At 74.0% G+C, this 16,109-nt stretch carries 16 protein-coding genes; 7 read left to right on the top strand and 9 right to left on the bottom strand.

Translation table 11 applies throughout. From position 1 onward, the window contains the following. From FQY64_RS02655 to fabG, 3 genes are all read left to right on the top strand, one after another. Positions 1-1,079 (top strand): MMPL family transporter (locus tag FQY64_RS02655; RefSeq protein ID WP_484606949.1); only part of this gene is annotated, 1,079 nt, incomplete at its 5' end. Between the two features lie 59 nt (positions 1,080-1,138). Next, positions 1,139-1,585, top strand: a complete 447-nt coding sequence (locus tag FQY64_RS02650; RefSeq protein WP_146472152.1) for a hotdog family protein — start codon at positions 1,139-1,141, stop codon at positions 1,583-1,585. A 160-nt stretch (positions 1,586-1,745) separates the two neighbouring features. Next, the gene (fabG, locus tag FQY64_RS02645; protein ID WP_229814851.1) at positions 1,746-2,504 is read left to right on the top strand and encodes a 3-oxoacyl-ACP reductase FabG; all 759 of its coding nucleotides are present in this window, start codon (positions 1,746-1,748) and stop codon (positions 2,502-2,504) included. A 159-nt stretch (positions 2,505-2,663) separates the two neighbouring features. On the opposite strand, the gene FQY64_RS02640 is transcribed toward fabG, so the two are convergent. Beyond that, positions 2,664-3,917, bottom strand: a complete 1,254-nt coding sequence (locus FQY64_RS02640; protein ID WP_146472150.1) for a cation:proton antiporter — start codon at positions 3,915-3,917, stop codon at positions 2,664-2,666. Between the two features lie 187 nt (positions 3,918-4,104). Here FQY64_RS02640 and FQY64_RS02635 point away from each other — a divergent pair, with 187 nt between their 5' ends. Continuing rightward, positions 4,105-4,440 carry an I78 family peptidase inhibitor gene (locus FQY64_RS02635; protein ID WP_146472149.1) on the top strand — a complete coding sequence of 112 codons (336 nt, stop codon included), beginning with the start codon at positions 4,105-4,107 and terminating at the stop codon, positions 4,438-4,440. 93 nt (positions 4,441-4,533) lie between these two features. Here FQY64_RS02635 and FQY64_RS02630 read toward each other — a convergent pair whose 3' ends face one another. The 7 genes from FQY64_RS02630 to FQY64_RS15160 all read right to left on the bottom strand — a co-directional run bounded on the left by FQY64_RS02630 (position 4,534) and on the right by FQY64_RS15160 (position 10,886). Beyond that, positions 4,534-5,787, bottom strand: coding sequence for a TCR/Tet family MFS transporter (locus tag FQY64_RS02630; protein WP_146472148.1), 1,254 nt, complete (start codon positions 5,785-5,787; stop codon positions 4,534-4,536). Positions 5,788-5,970: 183 nt separating this feature from the next. Then, positions 5,971-6,876 (bottom strand): NAD(P)/FAD-dependent oxidoreductase, encoded by a 906-nt coding sequence (locus tag FQY64_RS02625; protein WP_146472147.1) that lies wholly within the window; start codon positions 6,874-6,876, stop codon positions 5,971-5,973. After that, entirely contained in the window at positions 6,873-7,856 is a 984-nt protein-coding gene (gene egtD, locus FQY64_RS02620; protein WP_146472146.1) for an L-histidine N(alpha)-methyltransferase, read from the bottom strand. Before egtD ends, FQY64_RS02625 begins: the two co-directional genes overlap by 4 nt. Then, positions 7,853-9,130, bottom strand: a complete 1,278-nt coding sequence (gene egtB / locus FQY64_RS02615; RefSeq protein ID WP_146472145.1) for an ergothioneine biosynthesis protein EgtB — start codon at positions 9,128-9,130, stop codon at positions 7,853-7,855. Before egtB ends, egtD begins: the two co-directional genes overlap by 4 nt. 316 nt (positions 9,131-9,446) lie before the next feature. After that, complete coding sequence (gene folE / locus FQY64_RS02610) at positions 9,447-10,040, bottom strand: GTP cyclohydrolase I FolE (RefSeq protein ID WP_146472144.1); 594 nt, start codon at positions 10,038-10,040, stop codon at positions 9,447-9,449. 136 nt (positions 10,041-10,176) lie between these two features. After that, positions 10,177-10,638 (bottom strand): glycine zipper domain-containing protein, encoded by a 462-nt coding sequence (locus FQY64_RS14675; protein ID WP_186760831.1) that lies wholly within the window; start codon positions 10,636-10,638, stop codon positions 10,177-10,179. 125 nt (positions 10,639-10,763) lie between these two features. After that, a complete protein-coding gene (locus tag FQY64_RS15160) occupies positions 10,764-10,886 on the bottom strand; it encodes a hypothetical protein (protein ID WP_268245298.1) in 123 nt (40 codons plus the stop codon). A 23-nt stretch (positions 10,887-10,909) separates the two neighbouring features. On the opposite strand from FQY64_RS15160, the gene FQY64_RS02600 reads away from it, so the two are divergent. After that, on the top strand, positions 10,910-11,116 hold the full coding sequence (locus FQY64_RS02600; protein WP_146472143.1) for a hypothetical protein: 207 nt from the start codon (positions 10,910-10,912) through the stop codon (positions 11,114-11,116). 10 nt (positions 11,117-11,126) lie between these two features. Here the strand turns inward: FQY64_RS02600 and recD are convergent, their stop codons facing one another. Continuing rightward, positions 11,127-12,890: an exodeoxyribonuclease V subunit alpha gene (recD, locus tag FQY64_RS02595; RefSeq protein ID WP_146472142.1), complete on the bottom strand. Its 1,764-nt coding sequence runs from the start codon at positions 12,888-12,890 to the stop codon at positions 11,127-11,129. Between the two features lie 859 nt (positions 12,891-13,749). Between recD and FQY64_RS02590 the strand changes: the two genes are divergently transcribed. Both FQY64_RS02590 and FQY64_RS02585 read left to right on the top strand, forming a co-directional pair. Continuing rightward, positions 13,750-15,306, top strand: coding sequence for a Tle-like phospholipase domain-containing protein (locus FQY64_RS02590; protein ID WP_146472141.1), 1,557 nt, complete (start codon positions 13,750-13,752; stop codon positions 15,304-15,306). A 51-nt stretch (positions 15,307-15,357) separates the two neighbouring features. After that, positions 15,358-16,086, top strand: a complete 729-nt coding sequence (locus tag FQY64_RS02585) for an ankyrin repeat domain-containing protein (protein WP_146472140.1) — start codon at positions 15,358-15,360, stop codon at positions 16,084-16,086. Positions 16,087-16,109: the final 23 nt, after the last annotated feature.

Raw genomic sequence — 16,109 nt, 5'->3', positions numbered from 1 at the left:
CGCTGCCGGCGCTCGCGCTCGCGCTGGCCGCGGCCGCGGTGGCGGCGTTCGCGCCCGGCCCGTTCTGGGAGAACGACCTCGCCCGGCTGACCCCGGTGCCGACCCCGCGCCTGCAGCGCGACGCGCAACTGCGCGCCGAACTCGGCGCGCCCGACGTGCGCTACGTGCTGGCGCTCGCCGCGCCCGACACCGAGGCCGCGCTGCAGGCGTCCGAACGGCTGCTGCCGGTGCTCGAACGCCTGCGCGCGCAGGGCGTGCTGCAGGGTTTCGATCTCGCCGCGCGCTACCTGCCGAGCGCGGCCACCCAGCGCGCGCGGCAGGCCGCGCTGCCCGACACGCCGGCGCTGCAGGCGGCGCTGGCGCAGGCGGTGGCGGCCACCCCGTTCCGCGAGGACGCCTTCGCCGGGTTCGTCGAGGACGTCGCCGCCGCCCGACGCGCGGCGCCGCTCTCGCCGCGCGATCTGGACGGCACGCCGCTGGCGGCCACGGTCGCGTCGCTGCTGCTGCAAGGCGAAGGCCAGGCGACCGCGCTGGTGTCGCTTTCCGGCCTGCGCGATCCGGCCGCCGTGCAGCGCGCGGTCGCCCCCGCCGGCGCGCGTCTGCTCGATCTCAAGCAGGCGTCCGAATCGCTGGTCGCCGAATACCGCACCCGCGTGCTGTGGGCGCTGGCGCTGGCGGCGGTGCTGCTGGCGGCGACCGTGTGGCTCGCCCTGCGCGCGCCGCGCCGCGTGCTGCGCGTGCTGGCGCCGATGGCGCTGACCACGCTGGTGATCCTGGCGGCGCTGCGCGGCGCGGGCGTGGAGCTGAACCTGTTCCACCTGGTCGCGCTGATCCTCGCCGCCGGGCTCGGGCTCGACTACGCGCTGTTCTTCGACCACGCCGGCGACGCCCCCGACGAGCAGCGCCGCGCGCTGCACGCGATCCTGGTGTGCAGCGCGGTCACCTTCGTCGTGTTCGCGCTGCTGGCGCTGTCGACCATCCCGGTGCTGCGCGCGATCGGGGTGACGGTGGCGGTCGGCGTGGCCAGCAACTTCGCGCTCGCGCTGCTGATCGTGCGGCGTCCGACCGCGCCGGCCTGAGGCTTGCGCGCCGTCGACGGCGGCCGGCATGCTGCGCGGCCCGCCCGCGACGCCGCCCCATGCCCTGCGTCCTCCGCGACGACATCCTGCGCCTGATCCCGCACCAGGGCGGCATGTGCCTGTGGGACGAGGTGACGGCCTGGAGCGACGCGCGCATCGCGCTGCGGGCGTGGAACCACCGCCATCCCGCGCACCCGCTCCGCCACGCCGGCCGCCTGCACGCGGTGCACCTGTGCGAATACGGCGCGCAGGCGATGGCGGTGCACGGCGGGCTGCTGGCGCGCGCGGCGGGCGGCGCGGCGCCGCCGGGCCTGCTGGTGGCGTTGCGCGGGGTGCGCCTGCATTGCGCGCGGATCGACGACCTGGCCGACGCGCTGACATGCGAGGCGGAGGCGCTGGTGCGCAGCGAAGGCGGTTCGCAGTACGCGTTCCGGATCGCCCACGGCGACACCCCGCTGGCCGAAGGGCGGGCGGCGGTGCTGTTCGCGACGGACGCCGGCGCGTAGGCGTTCGCGCCACGGCAGGTGCCGGTCGTTCCGGCGAACACCGGACCCATCGGCGATGGCCCGCGCCGCCGCAGCGCACCCGCCACCTCGCCGGCCGCGAACGCTTGCCTTCACGCCGCGCGCCGCGCACGCTGCGCCGTCCCTCGCGATCCACGCCGCCGTGTCCCAGCCCGCCTCCGCCACTGCCCGTTCCCACCCCGCCCGCCGCGCGCTCGTCACCGGCGGCAGCGGCGATCTCGGCAGCGCGATCTGCCGCCGGCTGGCGGCGGACGGGCACGAGGTGATCGTGCATGCCAACGCCAACGTCGGACGCGCGCAGGCGGTGGTGCGCGAGATCGAAGCCGCGGGCGGCCGCGCGCGGGCGGTGGCGTTCGACGTCGCCGACGGCGAGGCCGCGCGGGCGGCGATCGAGGCGTTGCTCGCCGACGGGCCGATCGCGATCGTGGTCAACAACGCCGGCATCCACGACGACGCCCCCATGGCCGGCATGAGCGCGGCGCAATGGAAGCGCGTCATCGACGTCTCGCTGCACGGCTTCTTCCACGTCACCCAGCCGCTGCTGCTGCCGATGGCGCGGCTGCGCTGGGGCCGCATCGTCAGCATCTCGTCGGTGGCGGCGGTGCTGGGCAACCGCGGCCAGACCAACTACGCGGCGGCGAAGGCGGCGCTGCACGGGGCTTCGAAATCGCTCGCGCGCGAGATGGCCTCGCGCGGCATCACCGTCAACGTGGTGGCGCCGGGGGTGATCGAAGGGCGGATGGCGCAGGCGGCGTTCCCGCCGGAGGCGGTGAAGCAGATCGTGCCCGCCGGCCGCGCCGGGCGACCCGACGAGGTCGCCGCGCTGGTCGCGTTCCTGTGCGGCGAGGCGGCGGGCTACATTACCGGCCAGGTCATCGGCGTGAACGGCGGCATGGGCTGACGCCGGCGCGGCCGCTCGGACGTCCCAGCCCGGAGCCTCGCCGGCGTCGGCATCGGCGCCGGCCGCTTCGGCCGCCACAGCGCGGTCTCCGGCGGCGTCGGCATCCCGACCGCGCAGCGGCGCGCGGTCGGGCTTGCGATCGTGGTCGACGAGGAGTGATCAGGCCGCCGGCGCCGCGCCCTGCGCGGGGCGCGCGGCGTCGCGGCCGGCGAACAGCGTCAGCAGCGGGCCGGTCATCACCGTGGTCAGGATCGCCATCAGCATCAGCAGGGTGAACGCCGCGTTGTTGATCAGCCCGGCATCGAGTCCCACCTTGATCACGATCAGCTCCATCAGCGCGCGCGCGTTCATCAGCGCGCCGACCGACAGGCTGTCGCGCCAGCCGTAGCCGGACAGCCGCGCGCCGACCGCGCCGCCGGCGATCTTGCCGCCGACCGCCGCCAGCATGATCAGCGCCAGCGCGCCCAGCCCCGCGCCGGCGAACGCCTCCGGCGTGGTGTTGAGGCCGGCGAGGGCGAAGAAGATCGGCATCAGCACCACGATCGCGAGGTGCTCGACGCGCTCGATCAGCGCGCGCAGCAGACGGTCGTCGCGCGGCAGGCAGGCGCCGAACAGGAACGCGCCGAACACCGGATGCAGATGCAGCCACTGGGTGATCGCCGCGCACACGAACATGCCGATCATCAGCGCCGCCAGCACCATGCCGGCCGGTGCGCCGTCCGGCGCGTGGCGGCGCAGCAGCCAGGCGTACAGCGGCTTCAGGCCGCCGAACACCACCGCGCACAGCACCACCAGCCCGGCGGTGGTCTTGAGGAAGCCGACGTAGCCCTCGCCGCTGCCGATCAGCGCCACCACCAGCGCGAGCATGATCCACGCCAGCACGTCGGCGATCGCCGCCGAGGCCAGCGACAGCCGGCCGATGCGGGTGTGCGTCAGGTTCCGCTCCTTGAGGATGCGGGCCATGATCGGGAACGCGGTGATCGACATCGCCGCCGCCATGAACAGCGCGAACGGCCAGAACGCCACGCCCTCGGCGGCGAGCGATTCGTGCAGGAACGGCGAGATCGCGATGCCGAACAGCATCGGCAGCAGCACGCTCAGCACGCCCACCCAGCCGGCGGCGCGGAACTGCGCGCGCACGCCGTCCGGCGCGCGCAGCTCGGCGCCGACGATGAACATGAACAGCACCAGCCCGAGCGTCGACAGCGAGGACAGCGCCGACAGCGACTCCCTGGCGAACAGCTCGGCGTGGAACCCGGGAAACAGCGCGCCGAACACGATCGGCCCGAGCACGATGCCGGCCGCCATTTCGCCGATCACCGGCGGCTGGCCGAAGTAGCGCAGGATCAGGCCGCACACGCGGGCGGTGAGCAGGATGACGACCAGCTGCAGCAGCAGGGGGGTGTGCGACATGGCTGTCCTTGGCACGAGGGGACCGGCGCCAAGGGTATGCCAGCCGGAGCCGCGGTGGGAGCGCCGCCCGCCCGCGCCGCGCGCGCCCGCCGAGCTTGCGGCACTCTGAACGACCCTGCCGCGCTTGACTTGATCGCGACGGCGGAATGCGCACTCTGGAGTCCGGACCGATCGCAGGGTGTCGCCGATGCCGACCTTCCGCCGCACGCCGCGTCTCGCACTTCCCGCCCTGTTGGGACTGGGCACCCTGGTGGCCTGCAGCACGATGGCGCAGACGGACGAAACCCGCGACCCCCCGCAGCCCGGCGCGGTCTCCAGCGCGCAGTGCGACGCCGACCGCGCCGCCTGGGCGATCGGCCAGCAGGCCAGCGCCGAGGTGATGGAGCGCATCCGCGCCGACACCGGCAGCAGCAAGGCCCGGCTGATCCGCCCGGGGCAGATGGTGACCATGGAATACGACGGCACCCGCGTGAACGTGGACGTCGACGACCGCAACGTCATCACCGCGGTGCGCTGCGGGTGAGTTTCCTGCCGCGGCCTCGCGCCGCGGCATGCAGGCTGGGGTGGGCGCAGGCCGGCCGCAGGCCGCCTGCGTCCCACCCCGGGGCCCGTGGGATCAGCCTTCCGCCGCCACCGCCGCGACCGGCGCCGGCGCGCGCGCGAACCGCCACGCGATCGCCACCGCGCTGCCGAGCAGCACGCCCGCGATCAGGAACGCGATGCCGGGGAAGCGCACCGGCGCATGCGGCCCGACGAACCAGCCGAAACTGGTGGCGAACAGCGCCGGCGCGACGATGCCGGCCATCGCCACCAGACTCATCAGCGCGCCCTGGATGCGCCCCTGCACCTCCGGCCCCACCTGGCGCGTGATCAGCGCCTGCGTGGCCGGCTGCGCCAGCGCCCACAGCGCGCTGATCGGCAGTCCGAGCAGGAACATCCACGCCCGCTCGGCGAAGGCGTACACCAGAAAGCCCAGCGTGCCGCAGCTCAGCCCGAACAGCAGCGCGCGGCGCTCGCCGACGCGCGGGATCAGCCGCCGCACCACGATCGCGTTCACCAGCACGCTGAACACACCGACCACCGCCAGCACGTAGCCGGTCTGCTTCTGGTCCCAGCCGTAGCGCACGTCGCCGAACAGCACGAACGTGCTCGGGTACACGTAGTGCGCCATGTTGGCGAGGAACACCACCGCCGCCAGCCCGAGCACCTGCGGATAGCCGCGCAGCAGCCGCCAGGAGCCGACCGGATGCGCCTGCCGCCATTCGAAGCGCGCGCTGCGCCGCTCCGGCGGCAGCGATTCGGGCAGCACGAACAGGCCGTAGAGGAAGTTCAGCAGCGCCAGCACCGCCGCCGCCCAGAACGGCAGCCGCAGGTCGATGTCGCCGAGCACGCCGCCCAGCAGCGGACCGACGATGAAGCCCAGCCCGAACGCCGCGCCGATCATGCCGAACGATTTCGCGCGCTGCTCCGGCGGCACCACGTCGGCGATGTAGGCGTTGGCGGTGGTGAAGCTGGCCGAGGTGATCGCCGAGATCACGCGGCCGACGAACAGCCACGGCAGCGACGTCGCCAGCGCCATGAAGACGAAGTCGAGCCCCAGGCCCAGACACGACAGCAGGATCACCGGCCGCCGCCCGAAGCGGTCCGACAGCGCGCCCTGGATCGGCGAGGTGACGAACTGGATCGCCGCGAACACGGTGCCGAACACGCCGACCCAGTACGACGCGGTGTCCGCGCGGCCGCCGACGAAATCCTCCACCAGATGCGGCAGCACCGGAATGATCAGCCCGAATGCGAGGACGTCGATCAGGATGGTGACGAAGATGAAGGCGAGCGCCGCGCGGCGCATGCCGGGCAGGGGAGCGGACATTCGCGAGGTCCGGGGGGAGACGAGGGGCGCAGTCTAGCGGGTCGGGGGGCGGGGATTCGGGATTCGGATTCGCGGACGGGGAGCCGACGTCGCCCGGACGGCCAAAGGCTGCGTCCGGATTCTCATGCCCCGGGTGCGCTTCGCTTACCCAGGCTACAACCCCGCTCCCCGCTCCCCGCTCCCTCACGCCCAGTTGCGCGGCAGGCGGTTGTGCACCGCGGTCGCGGCGATCGCGGCGTGGCCGACGGCGACGCTGATCTGGTTGAGCGCGCTGACCACGTCGCCGATGGCGTACAGGCCGTCGATGCTGGTCTGCTGGTGCGCGTCGACCACCCGTTCGCCGTTGTCGTCGCAGCGCGCGCCCAGCGCGGTCGCGAGCGCCGACTGCGCGTCGCCACCCAGCGCGGCGTAGACGCTGTCGAAGCGGCGCTCGCCGTCGGCGAAGCGCATCACCAGGCGGTCGTCCTCCAGCCGCAGGGCTTCGGGAACGGGCAGCAACCGCACGCCGGCCCGGCGGGCCCGTTCGCGCATGGCGGGGTCGGGTTCGGCCGGCTCGCTCGCCACCGCCGAGACGTCGCGCGAGAACGTGCGCAGGAACTCGGCATGCGCCAGCGCGACCGGGAGCGGGCCGTACACCGCGAGCGTGCCGTCGCCGGCCTCGTAGCCGTCGCACACGGCGCACAGCCGCACCGCGCCGCGCTCGATCGCCTGCCGCAGTTCGAACAGGTGCGGCATGCGGTCGACGATGCCGGTGGCGAGCAGCACGCAGCGCGCGCGCAGGTCCGGCCCGTCGCGGGTCTGCGCGGTGAACACGCCGCGGTCGTCGCGGCGCAGGCCGGTCACCCGGCCCTCGCGCACGCGCACGCCGTACTTCTGCGCCTGCGTGCGCAGGCGGTCGAGCAGGCGCGGGCCTTCCACCCCGAACGGGAAGCCGGGGCAGTTGTGGCGGGTGGGAATCCAGCGCGCGCGGCTGGCGCCGGCGTCGATCACCGCCAGCCGCCGGCGGAACCGCGCCAGGTAGGTGGCGGCCGTGAGCCCGGCGGGGCCGGCGCCGATCACCAGCGCATCGAGCACGTCCTCCGCGCTCATCCGTGCAGCGGCTCCAGCAGGCACAGCGAGTACGCCTCGTCCGGCGCATGCCACGCCTGCGCCAGGCGCAGCCCGGCGGCGGCGGCGAGCGCGCGGATGCGCGCCGGCGTGTACTTGTGGCTGACCTCCACCGCCATCGCCTCGCCGGCCGCGAACGCGAACCGCCGCCCGCCCACGCGCACCGTCTGTGCGCGGGTGCTGACCAGGAACGTCTCGATGCGCTCGCGGTCGGGCACGTACACGGCGCGGTGGCGGAAGCCGTCGAGGTCGAAGTCGCTGCCGATCTCGCGGTTGAGCCGCACGAGCAGGTTCAGCGTGAACGCCGCGGTCACGCCGGCGGCATCGTTGTAGGCCGCCTCGAGCAGCGCCGGATCTTTGACCCGGTCGAGCCCGAGCAGCGCCGCGCCGCCCGCGCCCATCGTCGCGCGCATCGCCGCCAGCAGCGCGATCGCCTCGTCGTGCTGGAAATTGCCGAGCGTGGAGCCGGGGAAGAACACCAGCGTGCGCGCGGCCTGCCGCGCCGGCGCCGGCAGCGCCACCGCGCGGGTGAAGTCGGCGCACACCGGCAGCATCTCGATGTGCGGGAACCGCCGCGCCAGCCGCGCGCTGCCTTCCAGCAGCGCGGTGCGCGAGATGTCGATCGGCGTGTAGGCCACCGGCGCATGCAGGCCGGCCAGCAGCAGCGCGGTCTTGCGCGCGCTGCCGCTGCCGTACTCGACCACATGCGCGTGCGCGCCGACCGCCGCGGCGATCTCCGCCGTCCGCGCGCGCAGCAACGCGCGTTCGACACGGGTGAGGTAGTACTCCGGCTGGCGGGTGATGGCCTCGAACAGCGCCGAGCCGCGCGCGTCGTAGAAGTACTTCGACGGCAGCGTCTTCGGCGTGCGCGACAGGCCGGCGATCGCCTCGGCGGCGATCGTCTCCGGGGTCGGGCGCAGGTCCACACGCGCCTGCGCCGGCAGCGTGCCGAGCGCGCTCATGCGCCCCTCGCCAGGCGCAGACCGGCGAACTGCCAGCGGTCGCGCGGGTAGAAGAAGTTGCGGTAGCTGGCGCGCACGTGATCGCCCGGGGTGGCGCAACTGCCGCCGCGCAGCACGTACTGCCCGCACATGAACTTGCCGTTGTATTCGCCGAGCGTGCCGCGCCACGGCCGGTAGCCGGGGTACGGCGCGTAGGCGCTCGCCGTCCACTCCCAGACGTCGCCGAACATCTGCCGCAATCCGCTGCCCGATGCGGACTGCGGCTGCAGCACGCCGTCCTCGGCGAAGCGGCCCTGCACCGGCAGCGCGGTCGCCGCGCGCTCCCATTCGGCTTCGGTCGGCAGCCGCGCACCGGCCCAGCGCGCGAACGCGTCGGCTTCGTAGTAACTCAGATGGCAGACCGGCGCGTGCGGATCGAGCGCGCGCACGCCGCCGAGGGTGAACGCGCTTTCGAGATCCTCCTGCCAGTACAGCGGGCGGTCCCAGCCTTCGCGCTCGACCGTTTCCCAGCCGTCGCTCAACCACAGCGAGGGCGTGCGGTAGCCGCCGTCCTCGACGAAGGCGCGGAACTCGGCGTTGCTGACCGGACGCGCGGCGAGCTGGAACGCCGCGGTCAGCACCCGATGCCGCGGGCTTTCGTTGTCGAACGCGAAGCCGCGGTGCGCCGGCCACGGCGATGCGCCGATCTCGACCACCGCCTCGTCGAAGGCGATCCACGCGCAGGCCGCGCACACGGCATCGCCCGACGCGGGCGCCGGCAGGTCGTCGCGGTACGCGGGCCGCCCCGGATGGCACGCCAGGCCGTGCAGCACGTCGGTGAGCAGCAGCTCCTGGTGCTGCTGCTCGTGGTGCAGGCCGAGCAGCAGGATGCGCCGGGCCTCGCCGTCGAGCGCGTCGCGCGTCAACGCTTCGAGCAGCCGCGCATCGACCTCGGCGCGGTAGGCCTTCACTTCGTCGAGCGTGGGCCGCGACAGCAGTCCGCGTTGCGCGCGCGGATGGGCGGCGCCGGCGCCGCGGTAGTAGCTGTTGAACAGCACGGCCCAGCCGTCGCGGTACGGCCGATGGCCTGGCGCGCGCGCCAGCACGAACTGCTCGAAGAACCAGGTGGTGTGGGCCAGATGCCATTTGGCCGGGCTGGCCTCCGGCATCGACTGCAGCATCGCGTCCTCGGCCGACAGCGGCGCGGCCAGCTCGAGCGTGCGCGCACGCACGCGCGCGAAGCGCCCGGCGAGCGCGGCGGTGCTGTCGGCGGCGGGTTCGATCACGCGGGACACGCCCGGACCCTACCGAGACGCCGGTTGCGCGGCGTGAAAGGCGGGTTACGCGGGGGTCAGGGACGCACGCAGGCGTGGGGGTGCGGCAGCGGCGGGCGGCTCGGAATGGAGAGACTCGGAATTCCCGCGTTCGCGCACTGCTGTCCGCAGAACATGCGCCGCGGCAATCGGAAAGCCCCACAGTGCGTGGCGTTCGCGGCAGTCGCCGCGTCCGGCGACTTGCCACGCGTCACCTCGTCCACGGGAGCCCTGGCGCCTTGATTCCGTCGTTCCCGCGTAAGCGGGAACCCATGGACGTGCCGGGCCGCAACCCGCCTCAGCGCGCCCCGCGCACGGCGATGAAGTCGAGGAACTCCGCCCGCGTGCGGGCGTCGTCGCGGAAGCTGCCGAGCATGGTCGAGGTGATCATGCTGACCCCGCGCTTGTGCACGCCGCGGGTGGTCATGCACTCGTGCGCGCCTTCGATCACCACGCCGACGCCCTTCGGCTGCAGCACCTCCCAGATGCAGCGCGCGATCTGCGCGGTCATCTTCTCCTGCACCTGGAAGCGGCGCGCGTAGGCTTCGACCACGCGCGCCAGTTTGCTGATGCCGACCACCTTGCCGTCCGGGATGTAGCCGACGTGCGCGCGGCCGATGATCGGCGCCATGTGGTGCTCGCAATGGCTCTCGTAGGAGATGTCGCGCAGCACGATCATCTCGTCGTAGCCTTCGACCTCCTCGAACGTGCGCGCGAGATAGCCGTGCGGATCGAGTCCGTAGCCGGCGAACCAGTCGCCGTAGGCCTCGACCACGCGGCGCGGGGTGTCGAGCAGGCCTTCGCGGTTCGGGTCCTCGCCGGCCCAGCGCAGCAGCGTGCGCACGGCGGCTTCGGCCTCCTCGCGGCTGGGTTTGGCGGGCTGGTCGGCCATCGGCGTGTCCGGCGTGAAGGGGAGCGCATGCTACCCCAGCCCGGGCAGAGCCGGCGCCCCGTACGGCGCGCGGACAAAAAAGGAGCCGCGCGAGGCGGCTCCGAACAGGGAGTCCTGCTGCTGGAGAGAGACGGCCTCAGCGACCGTCGCGATCGAAATCGCCCGGCAGGGCGCGTTCGATGTGATGCCAGCCATCGCGCACCGCTTCGCGGGCGTCGTTCCACGCCAGCCGCGAGGTGCCGCGCGCGCGGTCCCATTCGGTGGCGAGCTGGTCGTCGACCTCGTCGAAGCTGCGGCCGCGATAGCGCCCGTAGGTGTCGTAGCCGTAGCGGTAGGCGGGCGCGTAGTCGTCCCACTCGTAGCCGCTGCGGTAGTAGGCGGCGCTGCGGAAGTTGTTGCGGAAGTGGTCTTCGTAGTCGGTCGGGTTGATCTTCTCGGCGATCGCGTCGCCCGCCTTGGCGCCGACGATGCCGCCGGCGACCGCGCCGACCAGGCTGCCCGCCGGGCCCGCGGCCGAGCCGATCGCCGCGCCGGCGACCGCGCCGGTCACCGCGCCCGTGCCCGCGCCAATGCTGTGGTCTTTCTTCACGTCGCTCATGTCGGCACCTCGGGGGATGGGGGTGCGACGACGGTACGGACGGGGCAATCGAGCCGCGGTGAAGACGCGGCCCCGCCGCGGCGGGGCTTAAGTCGGCGTTCCGGGAGATGGGCCGGACGCGACGGTCAGTGCGCGGTGACCGCTTCGCGCGCCGGCAGCCGCGCCGGCCAGCCGCCGGCCAGCGCGCGGTAGAGCGCGATCGCGCGGCCCACGCTGCGCGTGCGCGCTTCGGCGAGCGCGTCCTCCACCTGCAGGCGGCTGCGTTCGGCGCGTGCAGTCGCCGAAGGTGCGCGCGTTCGTCGATTTCCTGGTCGAGCGGCTGACCTTCGAGGTCAACCACATGAAGACGCTGTGCCCGAACCAGCGCGAGGCGTGCGAGGCGGCCGCGCAGGCGACCGCGATGATCGGCGCCGGGCCCGGCACGCGCTCGGCGCAGCGCGTGGCGGTCGACGACGACGCCGACGCGATCGCCGCCTGAGGCCGTGGCGCTACGGCCGCGCCGGCCCCCGCGCCGTATCGAGCAGCCGCGCCGCGAGGCCCGACACGCGCTCGGCGTGGCGCGACAGCGCCGCGCGCAGCACCGCCGCGCTGCCGGCCACGTGCAGCGCGCGCCGCGTCCGCGTGAGCGCGGTGTACACCAGCTCGCGCGACAGCGGCCGCGCGTCCTGGCGCGGCAGTTGCAGCCAGACGGTGTCGAACTCCGAGCCCTGCGCCTTGTGCACCGTCATCGCGAACGCGCTGGCGTGCGCCGGCAGCGCGCCGGGATGGAAGCCGCGCGGCCCGTCGGCGCCGGCGAACCAGGCGGTGATGCCGTCGCCGTCGCGCAGGCATACGCCGAGGTCGCCGTTGAACAGGCCGTGGCGGTAGCTGTTCTCGACGATCAGCAGGAGCCGGCCGTGGAAGTAGGTCTCGCGCTGGGCGCCGGCGAGCGCCTCCTCGATGCGGGCGTTGAGCGTGTTGGCGCCCTGCGGCCCGTCGCGCAGCGCGGTCAGCACGCGCGCGCGGGTGGCCAGCGCGAGCGCCTCGGCCGGATCCTCCAGCCGCATCAGCGCGCGCCACGGTTCCAGCAGCGCCTCGCGGCCGGGCGCGGCCAGCGGATCGGGCACGTCCTCGTGGAACGCCACTCCGGCCGGCGCGGCGCGCAGCAGCGCCAGCGCGGTGTCGGCATCGCCCGCGCGTACCGCGTCCGCCAGCGGCGCGAGCTCGAGCGATTCGGCCTGGCGCCAGCCGCGCCGCAGATGCACGCGCGCGATGCCGGCGCCCGCCTCGGCGGCATCGACGATCGCCGCCAGCACGTCGCCGGCTTCCACCGAGGGCAACTGGTCGCGGTCGCCGAGCAGCACCAGTTGCGCATCGTCGGCGACCGCCTCGACCAGCTTGCACATCAGCGGCAGATCGACCATCGAGGCCTCGTCGACCACGATCAGGTCGTAGGGCAGCGGATGGTCGGCGTCGTGGCGGAAGCGCGGGCTGTCGGGAATGGTGCCGAGCAGGCGGTGCACGGTGCTCGCCTCGGCCGGCAGCGCGTCGAGCAGCGCCGGATCGACGCCGTCGGCGCGCAGGCGCTCGCGCGCCGCGCGCAGGCTTTCGGCCATGCGCTCGGCGGCGCGGCCGGTCGGTGCGGCGAGCGCGATCCGCAGGTCGCGTTTCGCCTGCAGCCGCAGCGCGAGCAGGCGCGCGATGGTGGTGGTCTTGCCGGTGCCCGGTCCGCCGGTGATCAACAGCAGGCCTTCGTCGAACGCGCGGCGCACCGCCTCGGCCTGATGCGGGTCGTGCGCGCCGGGCGGGAACAGGCGCTCGAACAGCGCGCGGTCGTAGGCCGGCGCCGGCGTGGCGAACAGGTCGGGCTGCGGCGCGCCGTCCGCGGCCGGGCGCGCGAGGCGGCGGCGCGCCAGCCGCGCCAGGCGCTGCGCCAGGCGACGCTCGTATTCGCGATAACGGCGCAGGTAGAGCAGGCCGCGTTCCAGCACCAGCGGGCGGTCGGGCGCGGCGGCGCGGTCGCCCTCGTCGATTGCGTCCACCCAGCGCGAACCCGCCAGCGCATCGACGAACGCGGCGGCGTCGGGCACGCCGGCCGGGTCGTCGAGCGCGAGCTGCGGCCGCGCCGGATCGAACGCCGCATGGCCGCGCGCCACCGCCAGCGACGCCAGCCCCGCCGCCAGCGCCACCTGCGGCGGCGTGTCCGGATCGAGCCGGCGCAGCAGCGCGCCCAGTTCGGCATCGACGGTGCGCAGTTCGGGGTGTGAGCTCATCGCATGGAGGCCGGTTCGACCCGGCGAGGTTAGCGCCCCGCATTCGCGTGCGGTGCGACGGGCCGCGCACCAGCGAACCGCGAGCGCGAAGCGCATCGCTGCGGATGCCGTAGCCCGGGTAAGCGAAGCGCACCCGGGATGGCACGGGAACCAGCCCACGGGACCCGGGTGCGGGCTGCGCCCTTACCCGGGCTACGAACAGCCGCAAGCGGAATGCGGCATTGCGGCGTTGCGCGGCTTCGGCGTACACAGGCTGTGTTCCGCCCGCTGCCGCGGGCGGGCTACTTTTCTTTGTCTTGCCAAAGAAAAGTAGCCAAAAGAAAGGCGCTTCCCCGACAAGACAATCGCTGGCGGTTCACCGCCCTCGGGATTTTCGTACGCGACCTCCCTGTCGCGTCCGAAAACGGCCGGCATCCATGCCGGCCGCCCTCCGGGTCTGCGGTGGTCGGGTGAGTGTCGCCGTGCACGCGCTTGCACGCCCCCGGCGCCGCCTGGCGCGAAGGGCGCGTCCTGACGCACCGCAGATGCCGTAGCCCGGGTAAGCGAAGCGCACCCGGGATGACGGGCCCCCGCCAACGGTCCCGGGTGCGGGCTTCGCCCTTACCCGGGCTACGACCTTCGGCTCGCAAGCGCGCCGGCTCGTCCCGGCCCGCCGCAGCGCGGCGGGCGTTCGCCGGCGCGCGAGCCAATGGCTCGCAAGCGCGCCGGCTCGTCCCGGCCCGCCGCAGCGCGGCGGGCGTTCGCCGGCGCGCGAGCCAATGGCTCGCAAGCGCGCCGGCTCACCCCTCGGGTCCACCCCAGCTACCCGCCGCCACATGCGCCCCGGTACGGTCGCCGCAGACGATCCGGAGGCAGCGCCATGGGCATCGCGTTCGATCCCGTCCGTTCCGCGCCAACGGGCTGGCGCCCGTACGAGGCCGACCTCGGCGCGGCCGGCCAGGCCACCCCGACCCCGGCGCAGGGGCCGTACCGGCTGGAGCCGAGCTACCACCCGCAGGTACAGCCGCCGGCGGCATCGCGCCACGACCCCTACGCGCTGCCGCCCGGCCGCACGCTGGCCGACGTGGTGCGCGGCCGGCAGGCGCAGCCGTTCGACGTCACGCTGTCGCAGCTCGCCACCGCCGTGTACGGCACCCGCGGCGGGCCGCCGGCCGGCTGGAGCGCGGTCAGCGATGCCGACCTGCGCGAGCGCGGCATCGCCGATCCGACCGCCTGGCGTCACCAGTTCCTCGGCGGCGGCGAGCAGACCACGCAGCAGGAGTTCCGCGCCGAGATCTACACCGACGGCCGGGGCAACTACGTGCTGTCGTACCGCGGCACCGCCGAGGGCGCGGCCGACTGGGAGAACAACTTCCGCCAGGGCACCGGCTTCCCCACCGACCCGGTCGACAAGTTCAGCGGCACCGCGGTCAACACCGCGGTCGAGTTCCAGCGCGTGTTCGGCAATGCCGGCGCGCAGTCCAGCAACCTTGCGATCACCGGCCATTCGCAGGGCGGCGGTCTGGCCACCGTGGGCGCGCTCGCCAGCGGCGTGCCGGCGGTGACGTTCGACGCCTCCGGCATCCATCCCAACACCTTCGACCGCATGGGACTGGACCCGCAGCGCGCGCGCGACATCGCCGAAGGCGGCCAGATCCGCGCCTATTCGATGCACAGCGATCTGCTGACGCAGGCGCAGGAGGCCAGCCCGCTGGGCCTTGCGATGCCGGACGCGCTCGGCACCAGGATCGTGGTGAAGCCGGCCAGCGCCGATGCGCACCGCATGTTCTCGAACTACGGGCCGATCGAGCTTGCGAACCTGTCGCCGCGCCAGCTCGCGGCGATCGACGCGCTGGTGGAAGCCGGCCGCCACACGCCGTTCCTGCCGGTGAATCCGCTGGTCGGCGTACTCACCGGCGGCGCGAACCTGGTCGGCAACCTGGCCTACGGCGCGATCAGCCACAGCCCGAACGCGCTGACCGCGGCCATGATCGAACACCAGCCGTGGCGGCCCGGCTACGAGAATCCGTCCGACCTCGGCAAGCGCCTGCAGGACCTGGTGCCCGACCGGCTGAAGGACGACTTCGCGCGCAACACGCATGACCTCGTCGCCGACGTGGTCGACGTCGCCCGCAACGACTTCGCGCGCGGCAACTACGTGCAGGGCGCGTTCCGCATCGGCGGCGACGTGGTCGAAGGCGTGTGGAACTCGGTCGGCGACAGCCTCAACCGCGGCGCGGAGAGCGTGGCGGCGAAGGTCGACGGGAAGATCGACGGCGTGGTCGGCGACGTGCTGGCCGGCGCGATCGATCTCGGCGGCGACGTCGCCCACGGGGCGGCGGACGTGGTCGGCAACGTCGCCGAGAAGGCCTGGGACGGCGTCGGCTTCGTGGCGCAGAAGGGCGCCGACTTCGTCGGCTGGCTGACCGGGCGCTGAGCATGCCGCGCCCCACCGGATCGCAACGCCGGCGTGTGTAGACTCGGGCGCATGACCGGTCCTGCCGCCCTGCTGGTCGTCCTGATGGCCTGCGCCGCAGGCTGCGCGCGAGAGCCCATGAACCGCGACCGCTTCGACACCCCCACGCTCGCCCCGCTCGCCCGTGCCGTCGCCGAGGACGATGCCGCCGAAGTGCGGCGGCATCTGCAGGGCGTCGATCCGGACACGCCCGGCGCCGACGGCGCGACGCTGCTGGTGGAGGCGATCGGCCAGCGCAAGCTGGCGAGCGCGAAGGCGCTGCTCGACGGCGGCGCCGATCCGAACAGGCCCGGCGGCGGCGGCGAGACGCCGGTGCACGCGGCGGCGTTCGTCGACGATCCGGCGTTCCTGAAGCTGGTGCTGGAGAAGGGCGGCGATCCCAACGTCGCCAATCCGGTCAGCGGCGCGCGCCCGCTGCTGCGCGCGATCCTCGGCCAGAACCCGGCGCAGGTGCGGATGCTGCTGGATGCCGGCGCCGATCCGAACCTCGCCGACCGCAACGGCGACACCCCGCTGCACGCCGCCGCGCGCACCAACGCCGGCGCGATCATCCTGATGCTGCTGGACGCCGGCGCCTCGCCGCTGGCGAAGAACTCCGGCGGTGCGACGTTCCAGACCTACTACTTCGGCTTCCCGCGCAACGTGCTCAACGACCGCGCGCTCGCCGAGCGGCGCCAGGTGGTGGCGTGGCTGAAGGCGCACCAGGTGCCGCTGGAGGCGAACGTCGAGGCGGCGTACTAGCGCGACGGCGTTCGTCGGCGCTC

This window comes from Vulcaniibacterium thermophilum, assembly GCF_007923255.1.
Lineage (GTDB): Bacteria > Pseudomonadota > Gammaproteobacteria > Xanthomonadales > Xanthomonadaceae > Lysobacter_F > Lysobacter_F thermophilum.
This window is presented reverse-complemented; position numbering and strand designations above follow the sequence as displayed.